The 15,806-nt window shown below is 60.5% G+C and carries 13 protein-coding genes; 7 read left to right on the forward strand and 6 right to left on the reverse strand.

Annotated elements, in window-relative coordinates:
- Positions 1-38: 38 nt before the first annotated feature.
- The 5 genes from FJ404_01100 (at position 39) to FJ404_01120 (ending at position 2,813) form a co-directional block, all read left to right on the forward strand.
- Positions 39-752 (forward strand): 50S ribosomal protein L25, encoded by a 714-nt coding sequence (locus tag FJ404_01100; protein MBM3821478.1) that lies wholly within the window; start codon positions 39-41, stop codon positions 750-752.
- Positions 753-812: 60 nt separating this feature from the next.
- Positions 813-1,421 carry an aminoacyl-tRNA hydrolase gene (locus FJ404_01105; GenBank protein MBM3821479.1) on the forward strand — a complete coding sequence of 203 codons (609 nt, stop codon included), beginning with the start codon at positions 813-815 and terminating at the stop codon, positions 1,419-1,421.
- On the forward strand, positions 1,418-1,717 hold the full coding sequence (locus FJ404_01110; protein ID MBM3821480.1) for a 30S ribosomal protein S6: 300 nt from the start codon (positions 1,418-1,420) through the stop codon (positions 1,715-1,717). Before FJ404_01105 ends, FJ404_01110 begins: the two co-directional genes overlap by 4 nt.
- Before the next feature lie 29 nt (positions 1,718-1,746).
- A complete protein-coding gene (locus FJ404_01115; GenBank protein MBM3821481.1) occupies positions 1,747-2,211 on the forward strand; it encodes a single-stranded DNA-binding protein in 465 nt (154 codons plus the stop codon).
- A 62-nt stretch (positions 2,212-2,273) separates the two neighbouring features.
- Entirely contained in the window at positions 2,274-2,813 is a 540-nt protein-coding gene (locus tag FJ404_01120; protein ID MBM3821482.1) for a 50S ribosomal protein L9, read from the forward strand.
- A 1,019-nt stretch (positions 2,814-3,832) separates the two neighbouring features.
- On the opposite strand, the gene FJ404_01125 is transcribed toward FJ404_01120, so the two are convergent.
- Positions 3,833-5,278: a DUF1501 domain-containing protein gene (locus FJ404_01125; protein MBM3821483.1), complete on the reverse strand. Its 1,446-nt coding sequence runs from the start codon at positions 5,276-5,278 to the stop codon at positions 3,833-3,835.
- A 6-nt stretch (positions 5,279-5,284) separates the two neighbouring features.
- Positions 5,285-8,011 carry a DUF1553 domain-containing protein gene (locus FJ404_01130; protein MBM3821484.1) on the reverse strand — a complete coding sequence of 909 codons (2,727 nt, stop codon included), beginning with the start codon at positions 8,009-8,011 and terminating at the stop codon, positions 5,285-5,287.
- Positions 8,012-8,309: 298 nt separating this feature from the next.
- On the opposite strand from FJ404_01130, the gene FJ404_01135 reads away from it, so the two are divergent.
- Complete coding sequence (locus FJ404_01135; protein MBM3821485.1) at positions 8,310-11,018, forward strand: DUF1553 domain-containing protein; 2,709 nt, start codon at positions 8,310-8,312, stop codon at positions 11,016-11,018.
- Between the two features lie 20 nt (positions 11,019-11,038).
- On the forward strand, positions 11,039-12,535 hold the full coding sequence (locus FJ404_01140; GenBank protein MBM3821486.1) for a DUF1501 domain-containing protein: 1,497 nt from the start codon (positions 11,039-11,041) through the stop codon (positions 12,533-12,535).
- Positions 12,536-12,636: 101 nt separating this feature from the next.
- On the opposite strand, the gene FJ404_01145 is transcribed toward FJ404_01140, so the two are convergent.
- From FJ404_01145 to lgt, 4 genes are read right to left on the reverse strand one after another with little or no spacing between them, the layout of a single operon-like run.
- The gene (locus FJ404_01145; GenBank protein ID MBM3821487.1) at positions 12,637-13,137 is read right to left on the reverse strand and encodes a hypothetical protein; all 501 of its coding nucleotides are present in this window, start codon (positions 13,135-13,137) and stop codon (positions 12,637-12,639) included.
- 34 nt (positions 13,138-13,171) lie between these two features.
- The gene (locus tag FJ404_01150) at positions 13,172-13,672 is read right to left on the reverse strand and encodes a DUF456 domain-containing protein (GenBank protein MBM3821488.1); all 501 of its coding nucleotides are present in this window, start codon (positions 13,670-13,672) and stop codon (positions 13,172-13,174) included.
- 4 nt (positions 13,673-13,676) lie between these two features.
- On the reverse strand, positions 13,677-14,645 hold the full coding sequence (locus FJ404_01155; GenBank protein MBM3821489.1) for an RluA family pseudouridine synthase: 969 nt from the start codon (positions 14,643-14,645) through the stop codon (positions 13,677-13,679).
- Positions 14,638-15,429, reverse strand: a complete 792-nt coding sequence (gene lgt, locus FJ404_01160; protein MBM3821490.1) for a prolipoprotein diacylglyceryl transferase — start codon at positions 15,427-15,429, stop codon at positions 14,638-14,640. Before lgt ends, FJ404_01155 begins: the two co-directional genes overlap by 8 nt.
- Positions 15,430-15,806: the final 377 nt, after the last annotated feature.

Below are 15,806 nucleotides of genomic sequence, written 5' to 3' on the forward strand. Positions count from 1 at the left end.
GTGCGCTTTGATCTGTACCGTTTGAGTTATTTTGAGACATGAAATCAGTCAAGTTGCAGGCATTTCCGCGTAACGCGGTCCGTCGAAATCAGGTGAAGAAGCTTCGGGCGGCCTCGCGTGTTCCCGCGGTGATTTACGGCCGCCTAAACGAGCCCATGAACCTCGAGTTGAATCTGAAGGATTTCGAGGATCTGATTCACCACTCCCCTTCCGAGACGATTCTTGTCGACCTTTCCGTGCAGGAGGGCGCTGCGCAGACCCGGTTGGCGCTCGTTCAAGATATTCAGCATCATGTGCTCAGCGGCAAAGTGATGCATGTCGATTTTCATGAAGTGGCGGAGGACGAAAAAGTCACCATCACCGTTCCCCTGGAAACCACAGGGGAAGCTGTGGGTGTCAAAACGGGTGGCGGAGTGCTCGAGCACGTCGTGTTCAAGGTCAAGGTCAGAGCTCTGCCCAAGGACTTGCCGGAGTTGCTGGTGGTGGATGTCACCAGTCTCGAAGTCGGCAAATCCATTCACCTGGGAGAAATTCCGGCCCCCGCCGGGGTTGAGATTTTGGGCGACAAACATTTGTCCGTTCTAGCCGTGGCGGCTCCTCTGACAGAAGCCCAGGAAGCTGCGGCCACAGCGGCTGCGACCGAGGGCCCTGCCGAGCCCGAGATGATCAAAGAAAAGAAGGAAGACGCTGCCGCCGAAGCCAAGGGCGGGGACAAAGGCGGCGAGAAGAAAGCCGCGGAAAAGAAGAAGTAGAGAAGCTGATTGGGCGCTCATTGTGGCGCCCCGGCGGGAGTCGTCACGGAAACCGCCGCCATGGATTCGAGTTTCCTTGTGGTGGGCCTGGGAAATCCAGGCCGCGAATACGAGCAGACCCGTCACAATGCCGGGTTCATGGTCGTGAGTCGGCTGGCGGAGCGGCGTGGAGCCGCTTGGTCGGTCGAGAAAAGCTTTGCCGCCCGGGTCGCGCGCATGCGTGAGAACGGGCGGCAGATTGTTCTTTGCCAGCCGTTGACCTACATGAATTTGAGTGGGGATGCCGTCGGGAAACTGATGGAATTTTACAAGATTCCGGTGGAGCGATTGTTGGTGGTGACCGATGACGCGGACTTGCCCTTGGGAGCACTGCGGCTTCGACCGGGCGGAAGCTCGGGCGGGCATCATGGCTTGGAGTCCATCGAGCGCCGCCTTTCGAGCCGTGAATTCTCCCGGCAGCGGGTCGGCATCGGACGGCAGGAAGGTTCCAGCCGGCAGATTGCGGGTTATGTCCTCTCCCAGTTCGAGGACCCCGAGCGGCCGAAGCTGGACCGGGTTTTGGCCCGGGCGTCGGACCAGATTGAACGGTGGCTGGAGAGCGGTGTGGCGAGCGCGATGAATGATTTTAATGGAATGGTCCCCGAGGACGATTCCGATGGAAAACTATGAAACGATACGAAGGTCTGTTTATTTTGAACACTGCGGGTCGCGAAGATGGGGTCAAGGAAATGATCGACCGTCTCACGGCCGACATTGCCGAGCAGGGCGGCAAAGTCGAAACGACGCAAAAGATGGACAAACGCCCGTTTTCTCGCGTGTCGGATCGCCGATATACCTCGGGTTTTTACGTGAACATTATTTTTCAGGGCAACCCGGATTCTCTCCCCGCCTTGCGGCAAAAATTCTCCCTGAACGATGAGGTCTATCGCGTGTTGTTCACCGAAGCTCCCGTCCTGGCAAAATAGAGGATCGTGCCGCAGGCGAAGAAACTTTCATGGCCAGTTTCAATAAAGTCATCTTGGTCGGGAACCTAACGCGGGATCCTGAACTCCGGTTCACGCCCAAGGGCACCGCCATCGCCAAGATTGGATTGGCTGTGAATCGCGTTTGGAAAACGGATACGGGCGAGACCAAAGAAGAAGTGACGTTCGTCGATATCGACATCTTTGGGAAGACGGCGGAGAACGTGGCGAACTATCTTCGCAAAGGCAGCCCGGCCCTTATCGAGGGGCGCTTGAAGCTGGACACGTGGGAAGATAAGCAAACCAATCAGAAGCGCAGCCGCCTGACGGTAGTTGCGGAAACGGTCCAGTTTTTGGGCTCGCCCCGTTCGCAGGAAGGTTCACAGGGGTCTGGCGAATTCAACCGGGGCCGCGTGCAATCTTCCGGGGGCAATCCCGCCCCCGCGTCCACGGAAGGCGGGGAAGACGGCCCTTCGGACGACGAAGTTCCCTTTTGAAGCGAGGCCGTTCGTTTCTTCGCGGGCAGGCAGGAACCTCAACATTATTTTCAGGAGATTTTATGGCAAAGACAGAAGTGATCCTCACTCACAACATCGTCGGACTGGGCGCCGAATCAGACCATGTCAAAGTGGCCGCCGGTTATGCCCGCAATTATTTGATTCCCCATGGATTCGCGATTCCGCTGACGGGTGCCAACAAGCGCCGCATCGAATCCTTGCGCCAGCGCCGGGCCGAGCGGGAAGCTCATGAGTTCAACACCATGTCGGAACTGGCCCGGAGTCTCGAGAAGATGACGCTGACGATTTCCGTGAAAACAGGAGATGACGGCAAGATGTTCGGTTCGATCACCTCCGGTTCCATTGCCGATGAATTGAAGCATCAATTTGATATCTCGCTCGACAAGCGCAAAATTCATTTGGAAAAACCCATCAAGACCCTGGGTGATCATGAGGTGGCGATGAAACTGCACAGCGAAGTGAATACAACGCTGAAGGTGGTGGTGAAGAGCACCACGCCGCCGCCCGCTCCAGCGGTCGAAGCCAAGCCCGCGGAGGCTCCCAAAACCGAGAAAAGCGGAGCACGTCCCAAGGGCAAATAACCTCAGACATCCTGACCCCAAGCGGGAGATGCGGGACGGATGCAGAAGGGATGTGAGACCAGAGTGACGTGAAGCGGCTCAGTCGCAAGCCAGAGGCTTGCCAGCCATTAGCCGGTGGTTGAGGAGCGCAGCGACGATACCACCGGTCCACCGAGTCGCCCAAGAATGTGCATCCCGGAGGGATGCCAGCGTCGCAGGTGCCCATACCCGGGGTGTGCGGTTTTCAGGTCTCTAGGGCCGATTCTTCATGGGCAAGGAGCGGACCGCTCATCGCTGAGCTTCATGCCTCCTGACTTCGAGCAGCGAACATCTGAGGAGACGGGAACATGCTTGAGACCACCGCAGCCGATCCCGCGTGTTGCATGGTTCCTTACCCCGCTGCGACCCCTCCCGGGGTCGACGACGCTGTCGTGCCCAGGATCCGGGGGTGGCGTTCGTGCCTCACGCCACCCCCGGCTAATGGCTGGCATCCCTCCGGGATGACTCGTGGTCGAGAAGGCTTGTGTTTCGTGACCGATGCGTTGTTTCTTTCTCGCCGCTTCAGATCGTCGGATACTGAGACCACCAACCTCCGGATCATCGATCGCCAACTGGGCTCATCCTGATTCCACCTCGGGTCAGGATGTCTGAAGCTGTTGCAACAAACGGTTGGGGTCGTTTTTACGGGGTTCAACTGCCGTTTTTAGGTTAAAAGCGACGGCCTCCCGATCACTGGAGGCCGTTGTCTTTTAGCCGTTTCGCTCAGGGTCTGGCCAGCGAGCAGTCGCTGCCGAATTTGGCCTCGATGCATCCTCAAGTTGTCGGGGCGCGCCGTTCACGGCGCTTCCGCTGGCGCCAACCTGCCGCGGCGATCTCCTCCCGCTCCATGGCCCGCCCTGGGTGAATGCCTTTGCCCTGGCATCACCCGTGCCCGTTGAACCTGCAATGCCCCTTTGAAGACACGCCCTGAAGCGGCGTGAACGGCGCGCCCCGGCGTCGCCGCGCGCATCACCAACAACCTGTGGATACGCTGGTCTGGCCTAGGCCAGGATCTCCCGGATCACGCGGCAGGGTTTGCCGTCCGTCAGATGCTGCTGTTGGCCGTTGTAGTGAAAGGCCAGTTCCGAATGCTCGAATCCGAAGAGATGGAGCAGGGTGGCATGGTAATCGGCTGGACTCACAGGATCGACCGCAGCCCGGTGGCCAAAATCATCCGTTGCGCCATAGACCCGCCCACCTTGAATCCCTCCGCCCGCCAGCCAGGTGCTGAAGCCCTGGCCGTTGTGGTCGCGTCCGGCCTTCTCCGCCGGACCGTGGTTCTCCGTGACGGGAAGACGCCCGATCTCGCCCCCCCAATGCACGAGCGTGGTGTCCAGCAGTCCGCGGGCTTTAAGATCCGTGACTAAACCGGCGGAAGGCTTGTCCGTTTTGCGGCAACAATCGGCGAGACCCTTTCGGATGTTCTCATGGTTGTCCCAGATCTGCCCGTTGACGAAAAGCTGCACGAATCGCACGCCGCGTTCGACAAGGCGTCGCGCGATGAGGCATCGAGCGCCGTATTCTTGCGTCACGGGATCATCGAGCCCATAGAGTCTTTTTGTTGCTTCCGATTCTCCCGACAAGTCCAAGGCTTCCTTCGCGGCGAGCTGCATCCGGGCCGCCAGTTCGTAGCTGGCAATCCGCGCTTCCAAGTCGGATTCTCCGGGATGACGATCCAGGTGTGCGCGGTTCAACTTCTCCAAGAAGGCCAAGTTCTGGCGCTGGAGATCGCCGCGAAGGTGGGGTGGGGGATCCAGGTTTAAGATTCTAGGCTCGCGCGAACGCGCCACGGTTCCCTGAAAAAGCGGCGGCATCCACCCGTTCGACCAATTGCGCGCGCCATCGACGGGATGTCCACCTGGATCGGTCAGGACCACATAGGCCGGGAGATCTCTGCTCTCGCTCCCCAGGGCATAAGTGATCCAGGACCCGAGCGCGGGTCGTCCGGGTTGTGGACGTCCCGTGTTCATGGACCAAATCGACGGTTCATGCCCGTTGATATCCGTGTGCATGGAGCGGATGAGGCACACTTCATCCACGATCTTGGAGAAATGGGGCAGGAGTTCAGAGACTTCGGTGCCGCAAGCGCCTTGCGGCTGGAACTTCCACGGACTGCCGAAAAGCTTTTTGCTGGCCCGATCCACAAAGCTGTAGGTGATCTCTCCAGGATAGTCCTCTCCGCTTCTCTTGCTCAGCTCCTGCTTGGGGTCGAACAGGTCGACATGACTCGGACCTCCATGCATGAACAGGGAAATCATGGCTCGGGCGCGCCCTTCGCGATGGGTTTGCTTGGGCTTCATGTCGAAGGTCTGAAGCTGCCGGGGCACGGCCGGAGGCGTGGCCAGGAGATTTTCTTCACGCAACAGCCACGCCAGCGCCACGCTTCCGACGCCCAGCGCATTTTGTTGAAGAAAGCTCCGTCTCGATTCGAATCGATTGAGGCTCATAAGGGGTTAGTCCTGGTAGAGGAATTCATTCGAACTGAACAGATTCTGGCAAAGGCTGCGCATGGCCTGCTCCTCCGCGGATCCAGCCGGCTTCGGCGAGGAGCTGTCGGAGGTGTTTCCCGCGAGGAGCGACGCGATCTGGCGCTCGATGAAATCTTGGGCGGAGCGGAACTCATCCCGAGTGGGAGCGCGCAAAAAGGCTAACTTCCACGCGCGGTCGATTTGGGCCTCTCGCAGCGGCCCTGCATCCTTTTTCAGCCGGTCGGCCAGCTTCTGGGATTGTTGCATCGAAAAATCGCTGTTCATCAACATCAGCGCCTGAGGCGCAACCGTGGAACTGGTTCTTCGTTCGCAGTTCACCTCCATCACGGGGGCGTCAAAGGCATGCAGGAATGCCAAGGGGCGACTGCGCCTGACTTCCACATAAATGCTCCTTCGAAACTCTTCTTCGCCCATGGCCACTTCGACGGGCATCTTGTTGTCTCCCTGCTTCTTGTCAACGCCCACGACGATTTGCCCGACGGCATCCTCCCGCACCGGCACGGGGGGGCCAAACATCTTGCCGCTGAGCACGCCGCTGACGGCGAGAAGAGAGTCCCGAATGGCTTCCGCATCCAGCCGCTGCAGCGATTTTCTCCAATAGAAGCGATTCTCCGGATCCAAGCCTTCCATCCCCGGATCCCGTGCCGAGCTTTGCCGATAGGCCGCGGAGGACATGATCAATCGATTCAGCCGCTTCAGACTCCAGCCAAGCCCGAGATGGCGCGGGTCGTCGTTCCGGGGAGCCACGAACGCGCTGGCGAGCCAGTCCAGGAGTTCGGGGTGCGAAGGACGCTCGCCCTGCAACCCGAAGTCCGCGGGCGTGCCCACCAAGCCGCGGCCGAAGTGATGCATCCAAACGCGATTGACGATGACTCGGGCGAGCAGCGGATTGCGCGGGCTCGTTGCCCAAGTCGCAAAAGCGAGACGGCGCCGGGAAGTCGGCGGCTGTTCCGACGGCAGCGGCAGTCCAGGTGTTTCCTCCCCGCGGCTCAGCACGGTCAGGGTGCCCGGTGCGATGGCCTCCTTGGGCTGCTTGGGATCGCCTCGGTGAAACCGGTGGGTTACGGGCGCGGCTTCGGCCGGTTCGCTCAAAATGCTGATGAAATCTTCCTGTGGCTTCCGACTTCGCACCTCACCGATTTTCGCGTCCATCCCTTTCAGTTCGTCGGCGGCCTTGGGGTTGTATTGGTAGAGCACTCCTGCGTTGATGTTGGCGCTCGGATGATCCGCGAGCAGCTTTTTCTGTTCGGGATTGCGTTTGTCGGGCGGGGTTTTGAACGCGTTCCAAAGCGGCTCACGCAGTGCAGGATCCATTTTCTCCAGGTGTGCCTTGAGGGCGGCATCGATGAACTCGGCTTGCTTCGCTTCCTTCTCTTTCACCAGCTTCCCCGCTTCCTCATCCACGGCCGCGGCCTTGGCGCGGTCGGCCGGAGTGTAAAGGGAAAGCAAACGCTGGGAGGGCGTCCGCCACCGCTTCCAATCGTAGGCCGGCTCGAAGATGGCGCGCAGCCGATAGTAGTCCGCCTGCGGAATCGGATCATAACGATGATCGTGGCATTGAGCGCATCCCACCGAGAGGCCCAGCAACGAAGTCGAAACAATTTTTAGAGTGTCCGCGATGACATGGTTCCGGGCGATGTCCTGGTCGATGCCGCCTGTGGCGGTGCCATCCGCCGCCATGCGAAGAAATCCGGTGGCAATCAACAGGTCGCGCGTGGCTGGATCTTGGGAGGACTTCTCCAGGTCCTTGTGTTGGGCGAGCGCCAGTTCGTCGCCCGCCAATTGTTCCGTGATGAACCGATGGAAGGGCTTGTCCTCGTTCAAGGCTCGAATCACGTAGTCCCGGTACTTGTAGGCGTAGGGCCGCGGGGCGTCGTCGTTGGTGTAACCGTCGGAGTCCGCATAGCCGGCGATGTCGAGCCAATGCCGGGCCCAGCGTTCGCCGTAGCGTGGGGACTCCATCAAGCGATCCAACAAGGTCAGAAAGGGATCTGCCGATTCATTCAGGGAGTACGCCTCCAAGTCGGAGGGGGTCGGGATCAATCCCCAAAGCCCGATGAACGCGCGTCGGATGAGGGTTGGAGGCGATGCCTCCGCGGAGAAACGGAGACCACGAGCTTGCTGGTCGCGGGCCAGAAAGGCATCGATCGGATTCCGAATCCCACTCTTCTGGAGTTTGGGGATGTCAGGACGGCGCAACGGCTGGAAGGCCCAGTGGGCGCGTTCCTCTTCCGTGATCTGCATGCCTTGGCCCAGTGTCTCGGGTTCTGGCCGCGCTGTGCCCGCCCCGCCTTCGATCCATCGCTTGAGGGTTTCAATTTCCTGCGGGGTTGGCTTCCGGTCCCGCTTGGGCATCTCGCCCGATTGAACGCGCTTGAAAAGTAAACTGGCATCGGGCTTGCCTGGAATCAGCGCTGTCCCGGAGTCACCGCCACGTTCGATCCAACGTTTCAGCCGAAGATCCAGACCGCCTTTGAGCGTCTCGCCTTCCCCGTGGCAATCGAAACAGTGGGCTTTGAGAATCGGCCGCACATGCTGTTCGAACGATAAGGGCTGGGGGTGGCCGGACCCTGGCGCGGTGGTCGAGGCGACGGACCTCGCGGAGATCATCGTTGCAACAACCAGAGCGATCGCCACCTTCCAGGCGCGGCGCACTGGGGTCGACGAGTTGCTTCCGACGAAATGAGGCATTGCGAATTTTTTAGCACAAGACCTGCGCAGCGCCGATAGAAAAATGTGCGCTTCTCAACGCCGATTCCAGGCCTTGCTCCCCCGACCGCTAAGAGTTGATTTTCACCCCTCTTTTCGGCCAAGTTCATAAATCTACCCTTGCGCAAACTCATTCCATCCCGGTCCAACCCCACCCTAACGCCCTTCCTGCGCACCCAAGTCAAACGAACGCAGGCCTTTCGCCTACCCGCCACAAACGCCTCGTCGAACATTGCCGCCCAACGCGCGACGAAAACCAGTTAGTTAATCTCCCTGCGCCTTGGAATTTGACATGAAGCGCCACGCCACCCTCCGCGACCCGCGACCGCAAGGCTCACTCGTCTTGGAACGCGAGAGCGTGCGTCGCCACGGTGCCCTGCGCCTCGTTCTCGCATCCGTTCTCCTCGGCGGGTTCCTCAACACCGCGCAGACCCAGGAACCGCGGATCCCTGCGCTTCCCCCCCGTCCTGAAGTGACCCAACACGAAATCATTCCGATTCTTCTGCTCCGCTGCACGGTCTGTCATGGACTGCGGCGGCAGGAAGCCGGACTCGATCTTCGCACCAAGGCCTCGATGCTCAAAGGCGGGAATTCCGGCCCTGCCCTGATCCAGGGAAACCCCGAGGCAAGTTTGATGCATAAGAGAATTGCCTCCGGACAATGCCCGCCACCTTTGCGCGTCGTGGAAGTGAGCGTCAAACCCATGGAATCCCACGAACTCGCACTCCTGGCGAAATGGATCCAGCTTGGCGCTCCTGAAATCCCTGATGAATTCGATGCCGCCGGGGAAAACCCCGATCCAGGCATCCGCGATGAGGACCGCCAGTTCTGGGCTTTTCAGACGCCCAAGCCCGTCGCGATCCCCCGCCTCTCCGAGGCGGTTCGAAATCCGGTGGACGCCTTCATCCTCGAGAAACTCCAGCGGAAAGGACTCCACTTTTCACCTCCGGCGGACGCGTTCACTCTGATCCGCCGCGCCACCCTCGACCTGACGGGCATGCCTCCGGCCCCTGAGGAAATGGCCGCCTTCCTTTCCGACCCCGACCCCGCCGCATACGAGAAGATGATCGACCGGCTTCTGGCCTCACCTCGCTACGGGGAACGCTGGGCTCGGCATTGGCTCGACCTCGCGGGTTATGCCGACTCCGAGGGAAAGCGTGAACAGGACGAAATACGCCCCGACGCCTACCGCTACCGCGATTATGTGATTCGATCTTATAATCGCGACAAGCCCTACGACCGGTTCCTTCTGGAACAGATCGCCGGCGACGAACTTGCCGATTACACCGGCGCCGGCGAAATGACCGAGGCGCTTTCCGACCATCTGGTTGCGACGGGCTTTCTGCGCATGGCTCCCGACTCGACCGTCGCCCAGATCACCGCCTTCGTTCCCGACCGTCTTGATGTCATCGCGGATGCCATCGAGGTCCTGGGATCGGGTGTCATGGGCTTGACCGTGGGATGCGCCCGCTGCCACTCGCACAAGTTCGATCCCATCCCTCAGCGCGACTACTACCGGATAGCCGCCGCCTTGAAAGGAGCCTACGACGAACACGACTGGCTCACTCCCAACCAACGCAGACTGCCCTTCGTTGCCACGGCCGAACGGCGCCAATGGGAGACTCGCGATCAAGAGATCGCCACCGAAATCGAATCACGGAATGCCAAGCTGAATGCAGCAGCCTCGAAGCTGAAGCAGGTCATCTTCCTGGAACGCCTCGCCCAGTTGCCTCTCTTCCTCAAAGAGGGCGTCCGCCAAGCCCTGGAAACAGGCGCGAATCAACGCAGCGGCGCCCAACAATTCTTGGCCGGCAAGTTTGAAAAGTTGCTGCGGATCGACGACCAGGAATTGAAGAGGCTGGACGCGACGTTCAAGAAGACGGCGGATGAGATCCAGAGCCAAATTGTTGCCCTCGAAAAACAACGGCCGCCGGAACCGAAGATCCGCGCGTTGTGGGACCGGGGTGAACCTTCGCCCACTTATCTGCTGACCCGCGGCAATTATCTGACGCCGGGCCGCCTTGTCGCTCCGGGCGGGTTGTCGATTCTCGCGCTGACCAACGCGCCCTTCGAGATTCGTCCACCCTGGCCCGGCGCCAAACAAACCGGCCGGCGGCTGGCGCTGGCGAAGTGGCTCACTCATCCCGACCATCCTCTGACCGCCCGGGTGATGGTCAATCGCATTTGGAGGCATCACTTCGAACATGGATTGGTACGGTCCACGGGCAACTTCGGACGGACGGGCACGCCACCCACGCATCCGGAATTATTGGATTGGCTCGCGAGCGCGTTCGTCCGCGGCGGATGGAGTATGAAAGCCCTTCACCGAGTCATCATGACTTCCCGCACTTACCGCCAGTCTTCCGTGGTGACCGCGGAGTCCCAGCAACTTGATCCCGGCAATGATCTGCTCTCGCGGTTTCCTCTCAAACGCATGGATGCCGAGGTGCTGGCCGACACCATCCTTCGCGTCTCGGGCGTGCTCGACGAAACCCCGTTTGGTCCGCCCGACAAAGTGCAGGTGCGAGCGGACGGATTGGTCAGTCCGGCGGGGACTGTGAGGGGCTGGCGGCGCAGCATTTATGTGCAACAGCGTCGCAAGGAAATCCCCTCGATCCTGGAAGTGTTCGATCTGCCGCAAATGAACCCCCACTGTCTCGAACGTCCCAACTCGGTCGTGGCGAGTCAGGCATTGCATCTCATGAACAACGCCTTGATTCGGCGCTGGGCGGAGTCTCTCGCTCTCCGAGTGGTTCGCGAGGCAGGACATGATCCGAACGAGCAGATCCGCCGGCTTTACCTGATCGCCTTCAGCCGCCCCCCCACGGCTGAAGAGGAGCAACTCACCAAGGAATCACTCTCCCAGCTCGCGTTACAGTGGTCCGCCGCCGCCGCGGCAAAGAATCAGCGGTCCGCCCCAGAGATGGAACCCCTCGCCAGTCTTTGCCACGTCCTCATCAATTCGGCGGAATTCATCTTCATCGATTGACCAAGCCTATGAACCATCGCATGCGTTCGGACCGACCACGCTCTCCGTCCTCGTCCCTCAGCCGCCGAGGTTTTTTCGAGTCGGTGGCGGGAGGAATTCATGGCGCCGCCCTGGCCTATCTCTTCAGCCGGGACTTCTTCGGAAGTTCTCCGTGGCTCGCCCAAGCGGCAGATGCGCATCCCGCAAGCCCGGATCGGACGATGTTCGATCTCACTCCGAAGAAACCTCACTTTCCTCCCAAGGCCAGGGCCGTGATCCATCTTTTCATGAACGGGGGTCCCAGCCAGATGGACTTGTTCGATCCCAAGGTGGAACTGGATAAGCATCATGGAGAGTCCTACTTCCAGAAAATCGCGGGCGAAGTGGAGAGTCCCGGCTCGGCCGGAGCCCTCATGCGGAGCCCCTTCAAGTTCAGCCAGCATGGCCGTTCCGGCATGTGGGTTTCCGAACTGATGCCGCACCTGGCCCGGCATGTCGATGAGATCGCCTTCATCCGGTCCATGCACACCACCATCCTCACCCATGAGCCGGCCATCTATAAGATCCAGTCTGGCCGGACCCTTCCGGGGTACGGCTGTCTCGGCTCCTGGGCGGTCTATGGCCTGGGGACGGAAAACCAGAGCCTGCCCGCTTACGTCGTGCTTGACGATCCGATCAGCCTTCCCGTCAACGGCGTTGAGAATTGGCAGTCCGGATTCTTGCCGCCGGTTTACCAAGGCATCCGCTTCCGTTCCAATGGATCGCCCGTGCTCAATCTCAAACCCGAGGTCGAACAGCCGCCGGATGTCGTCCGGCTCGAGCGCGACCTGTTGGCGCGATTGGACCGCATTCACCTTCAGAAGCGATCCGGCAACCCGGCTCTGGAAGCCCGCATTTCCACCTACGAACTCGCCGCGCGCATGCAATTGGCCGCGTCCGACGCGCTGGACCTGTCTCAGGAAACTCCGGCAACGCTCGAGCTCTATGGCCTGACGAACAAGCAAACCGAGTCGTATGGACGGCGCTGCCTGATTGCCCGCCGCCTGGTTGAGCGCGGAGTTCGTTTTGTCCAGCTCTATATCAATGGCCAGATTTGGGACAATCACGCCAACATTGCCGTGGATCTCAAATCGGCTTGCGACCGAACCGACCAACCGATTGCTGCCCTCTTGCAGGACTTAAAACAGCGCGGCCTTCTCTCGGACACGCTGGTGGTGTGGGGCGGTGAGTTCGGACGCCTTCCCATTGCCCAACTGCCGGGCGACAAAGTGGTGAGCAAAGCCGGGCGTGATCACAACAAGAACGCCATGATCATCTGGATGGCCGGCGCCGGCATCAAACCTGGCGTGGTCCACGGATCCACCGACGAAATCGGAATGGCCGCGGCGGATGACAAGGTCACGGTGCAGGATTGGCACGCGACGATTCTTCACTTGCTCGGGCTCAACCACGAGGAACTCTTCTTCGAACGCCACGGATTGAAGGAAAAGCTGACTTCCGTTTTTGACACGCGCTTGATCCAAGGGATCCTTGCCTGACCAAGGAATGCTCCGTCCTGAGCCATCAGCCAATCCGTGTGCTTTCCAAAATCCTCCGCCATGTCGAATGTTCGGCCTGGCCCTGACTCGACCACAAAATCCTATCGCGGCTTGCGGTGCTTGGGGTAGGGGATCTTCTTGGAGGCGCTCAAGTCGTGGCTGACCCGCGCGGCCCATTGCTTTTCTTCCCCGTCGATGACCGGCGCTCTCGGGAGAAGCTGAATGCCGTGCCCAAACACATTAAGCACCGCCGTTCCCGGGAAGTACATGAAGTCATCGAAGATCCATTCCCCTGTAGGCAGCACGGGGCGGGGAGCATCGCAAAGCACTGTGGCGGGTAGTTTCAAGCCGGGAGGAAATGTTTCGCCCGGAAAATTGATCCGAAAATCTTGAATGCCCAGGCCAGGCTGAACGACGCGAAGGGCAGGGATGCCCGAGGGCGATGATTCGAAGTGGAGTTCCCACGGGCCTTTGCGCAGTCGCAAATGGCGGTCTCCAGCGTAGAGGAGAAAATAGCCCGCCAGACACGCCACAAAAAGCAGGGTCAACCGCCGTCCGAGGCTTGCTTCAGCGACTGGTTTGGCGAGGGTCGGGTCAGTCATGGGACCTGCCCCTTGGCAGATCGGGCGGTCCGGGTCAAGACCAAGCCCTCCACACGACGTTGCCCGCGAAAAGCGTGATCATGGCCACGGAGCAGGCAAACTTGCCGACCGCCCCCGCCAGCAATCCAAGCGCCGCGCCCAGCCCCGCCCGGCTGGCTTCCTTCCATTCGCGGCCCGCAAACATTTCAAAAACGACGGCGCCAATGAACGGCCCGAGCAAGATCCCCGGCACACTGAAAAACAATCCAATCAGCCCGCCCACTCCTGCTCCCAGAGCGCCTTTCCAGGTCGCGCCCAATTTTTTGGCTCCTAAGAAACCGGCGCCCAGATCCAAGGCGATGGAGGCGGCCATGAGCACGCCCAGGATCACCAGAACCCAGGTCGTGGCGCTCGCCGAACCGAACCACAGGCGGTGGGCCAGGGCGGCGGCGAACACCAGCGGCGTGCCCGGAAGCGCCGGCAGCACGCAGCCCAGCAGCCCCACTCCCATGATCCCCAGCGTCAAAGCCAATCCCAACCATTGATCCCAGCTCATGGCCTCAGCTTAATCGATTCCGGTTTTCCCGCAACCTCGCGAGGACGTTTCCGAGATCCGCGGGCCAGGGCGCGGAGAACTTCATGCTGCGTTGCGTGGCGGGATGCGTGAAGGAAATCTCCAAGGCGTGGAGCATCTGCCGGTTCACTTCAATACCCGTGGCTTCCGTGAAGCGTTGGTGCTGCCGCTTGCCATAGACCTCGTCGCCGACGAGGGGATATCCGAGGTGCTGAAAATGAACCCGGATTTGATGCGTGCGTCCGGTGAAAAGTTGAACTCTCACGAGGGTGGCGGAACGGAATCGTTCGACCACTTCGTAACCGGTGCGGGCTTCCCGGCCTTCCCCGATCGCCACCGCCATGCGCTTCCGATGCGAGACGTGACGGGCGATGGCGGCACGGATTTCACCCGCATCTTTCACCACGTCACCACACACCAAGGCGAGGTAATACTTGCGGACGGTTCGCTCGGCAAATTGACGGGCCAGATGGATGTGCGTGAGGTCGTCCTTGGCCACAATCAGGCAACCCGACGTTTCGAGGTCCAGCCGGTGCACGATACCCGGACGCGCCACGCCGCCGATGCCACTCAGTTTGCCTTCACAATAATGGAGCAAGGCGTTGACGAGCGTGTGCTCGTCGTGTCCCGCCGAGGGATGCACCGCGATGCCGGCGGACTTGTTGAGCACAATCAGGTGCTCGTCTTCGAAAAGAATTTCCAGGGGGATGGCTTGGGGCTGGGCCACCGCAGGGCGCGGGGCTGGCCAGGAAATCTCGACTTGGTCTCCGGCACGAGGGCTATAGGTGGGTTTCACCGGAGCACCGTTGACGCGAAGGTGCCCTTCCTGAATCAGCCGCCGCACCGTTCCTCGCGACACCGAGGGCAGATGTTCGCGCAAGGCCTGATCGAGCCTCCCGCCCGGCAAGGACTTCGGCCATTCGATCCGAGTGAAAGTGGGCTCACTTTCAGCCATGCTTCGGTTCCGCTGGGACACCTTCCGAGGGGGCTCGTCGGCGCCAGGTCCAGAGCGCCGTGCCGGCGATGAAAATCGCGACGCTGACCCACTGGCCCGGCTTAAGACCGGCGACTAGCAATCGCTCCGCGTAGTCTCCCCGATAAACTTCGACCACAGCGCGCAGCACGGCATACGCCATCAGGTATTCACCGAAAATCTGGCCCGCAAACTGGCGATGCCGAAAACGCCAGGACAGCACGGCGAAGAGAGCCAGGTTCAACCCCATTTCGTAAATCTGCGTCGGATGCACCCCCACCCCTTTGGTCCAGTGATCGGCGGGAAAATGAATTCTCCACGGCACATCGGTGGGGCGGCCGTAGCAACAGCCCGTCATCAGGCAACCTCCCCGCCCGAAACTGTGACCCAGCGCGATACTCGGAGCCAGCGCGTCCGCGAGGTTCCAAAGCGGCAATCGGCGGCGCCGCGCGAAAATTGCCACCGCCAGGGAAGCTCCCAACAAGCCACCATAAAAGACGAGTCCACCCGAGCGAAGATTGAAAATTTCCGTCCAAGGCCCGCCAGCGAATTCCTCTTTCCAGTAGGTGGCCACATACCAGCCGCGGGCTCCGGCCAGCGTTCCGATCAAGATCCAGAAGCTAGCCTCCTGGACAAGGTCCGGCGACAGCCCGATGCGTGCAGCCCGCCGTGCCGCTGTCCAGAGCCCCGCCACGAGCCCGGCGGCCATGAGCAGCCCGTACCAGTGGATGGGGAAGCCGGCAATTTCGAAGGCGATGGGATGCATCGGGGGCGGAAAATAGCCCGGGAGCGTTCCCCTGTCACGACCACAACGGAATCCCTCGTCCCCGACCCGTGGTCGAGCAGACTTGTGTTTCGGGATCGATCCGTTGTCCTTTTCTCGCCGCCTCAGATCGTCGGATACTCAGAGCACCAACCTCCGCACCATCGATCGCCAATGGAGTTCCATGGGAACAGACATCTCGGAGACCATCTGGGGGTGAGGCATTTTGCTGTTCCTCACGCAAAGGGCGCAAAGGACGCAGAGGGCGGAGCGAAGTTCTATCGGAGCACTCGTAGGCCTGTCACGTCCTTGGGCCAAGAGTGAAAGGTTTTCAGGGAGCCACGAAGGCACGGAAATGGGGAAGCATGCTTGAACCGGTG

This window comes from Verrucomicrobiota bacterium (assembly GCA_016871495.1).
Lineage (GTDB): Bacteria > Verrucomicrobiota > Verrucomicrobiia > Limisphaerales > VHDF01 > VHDF01.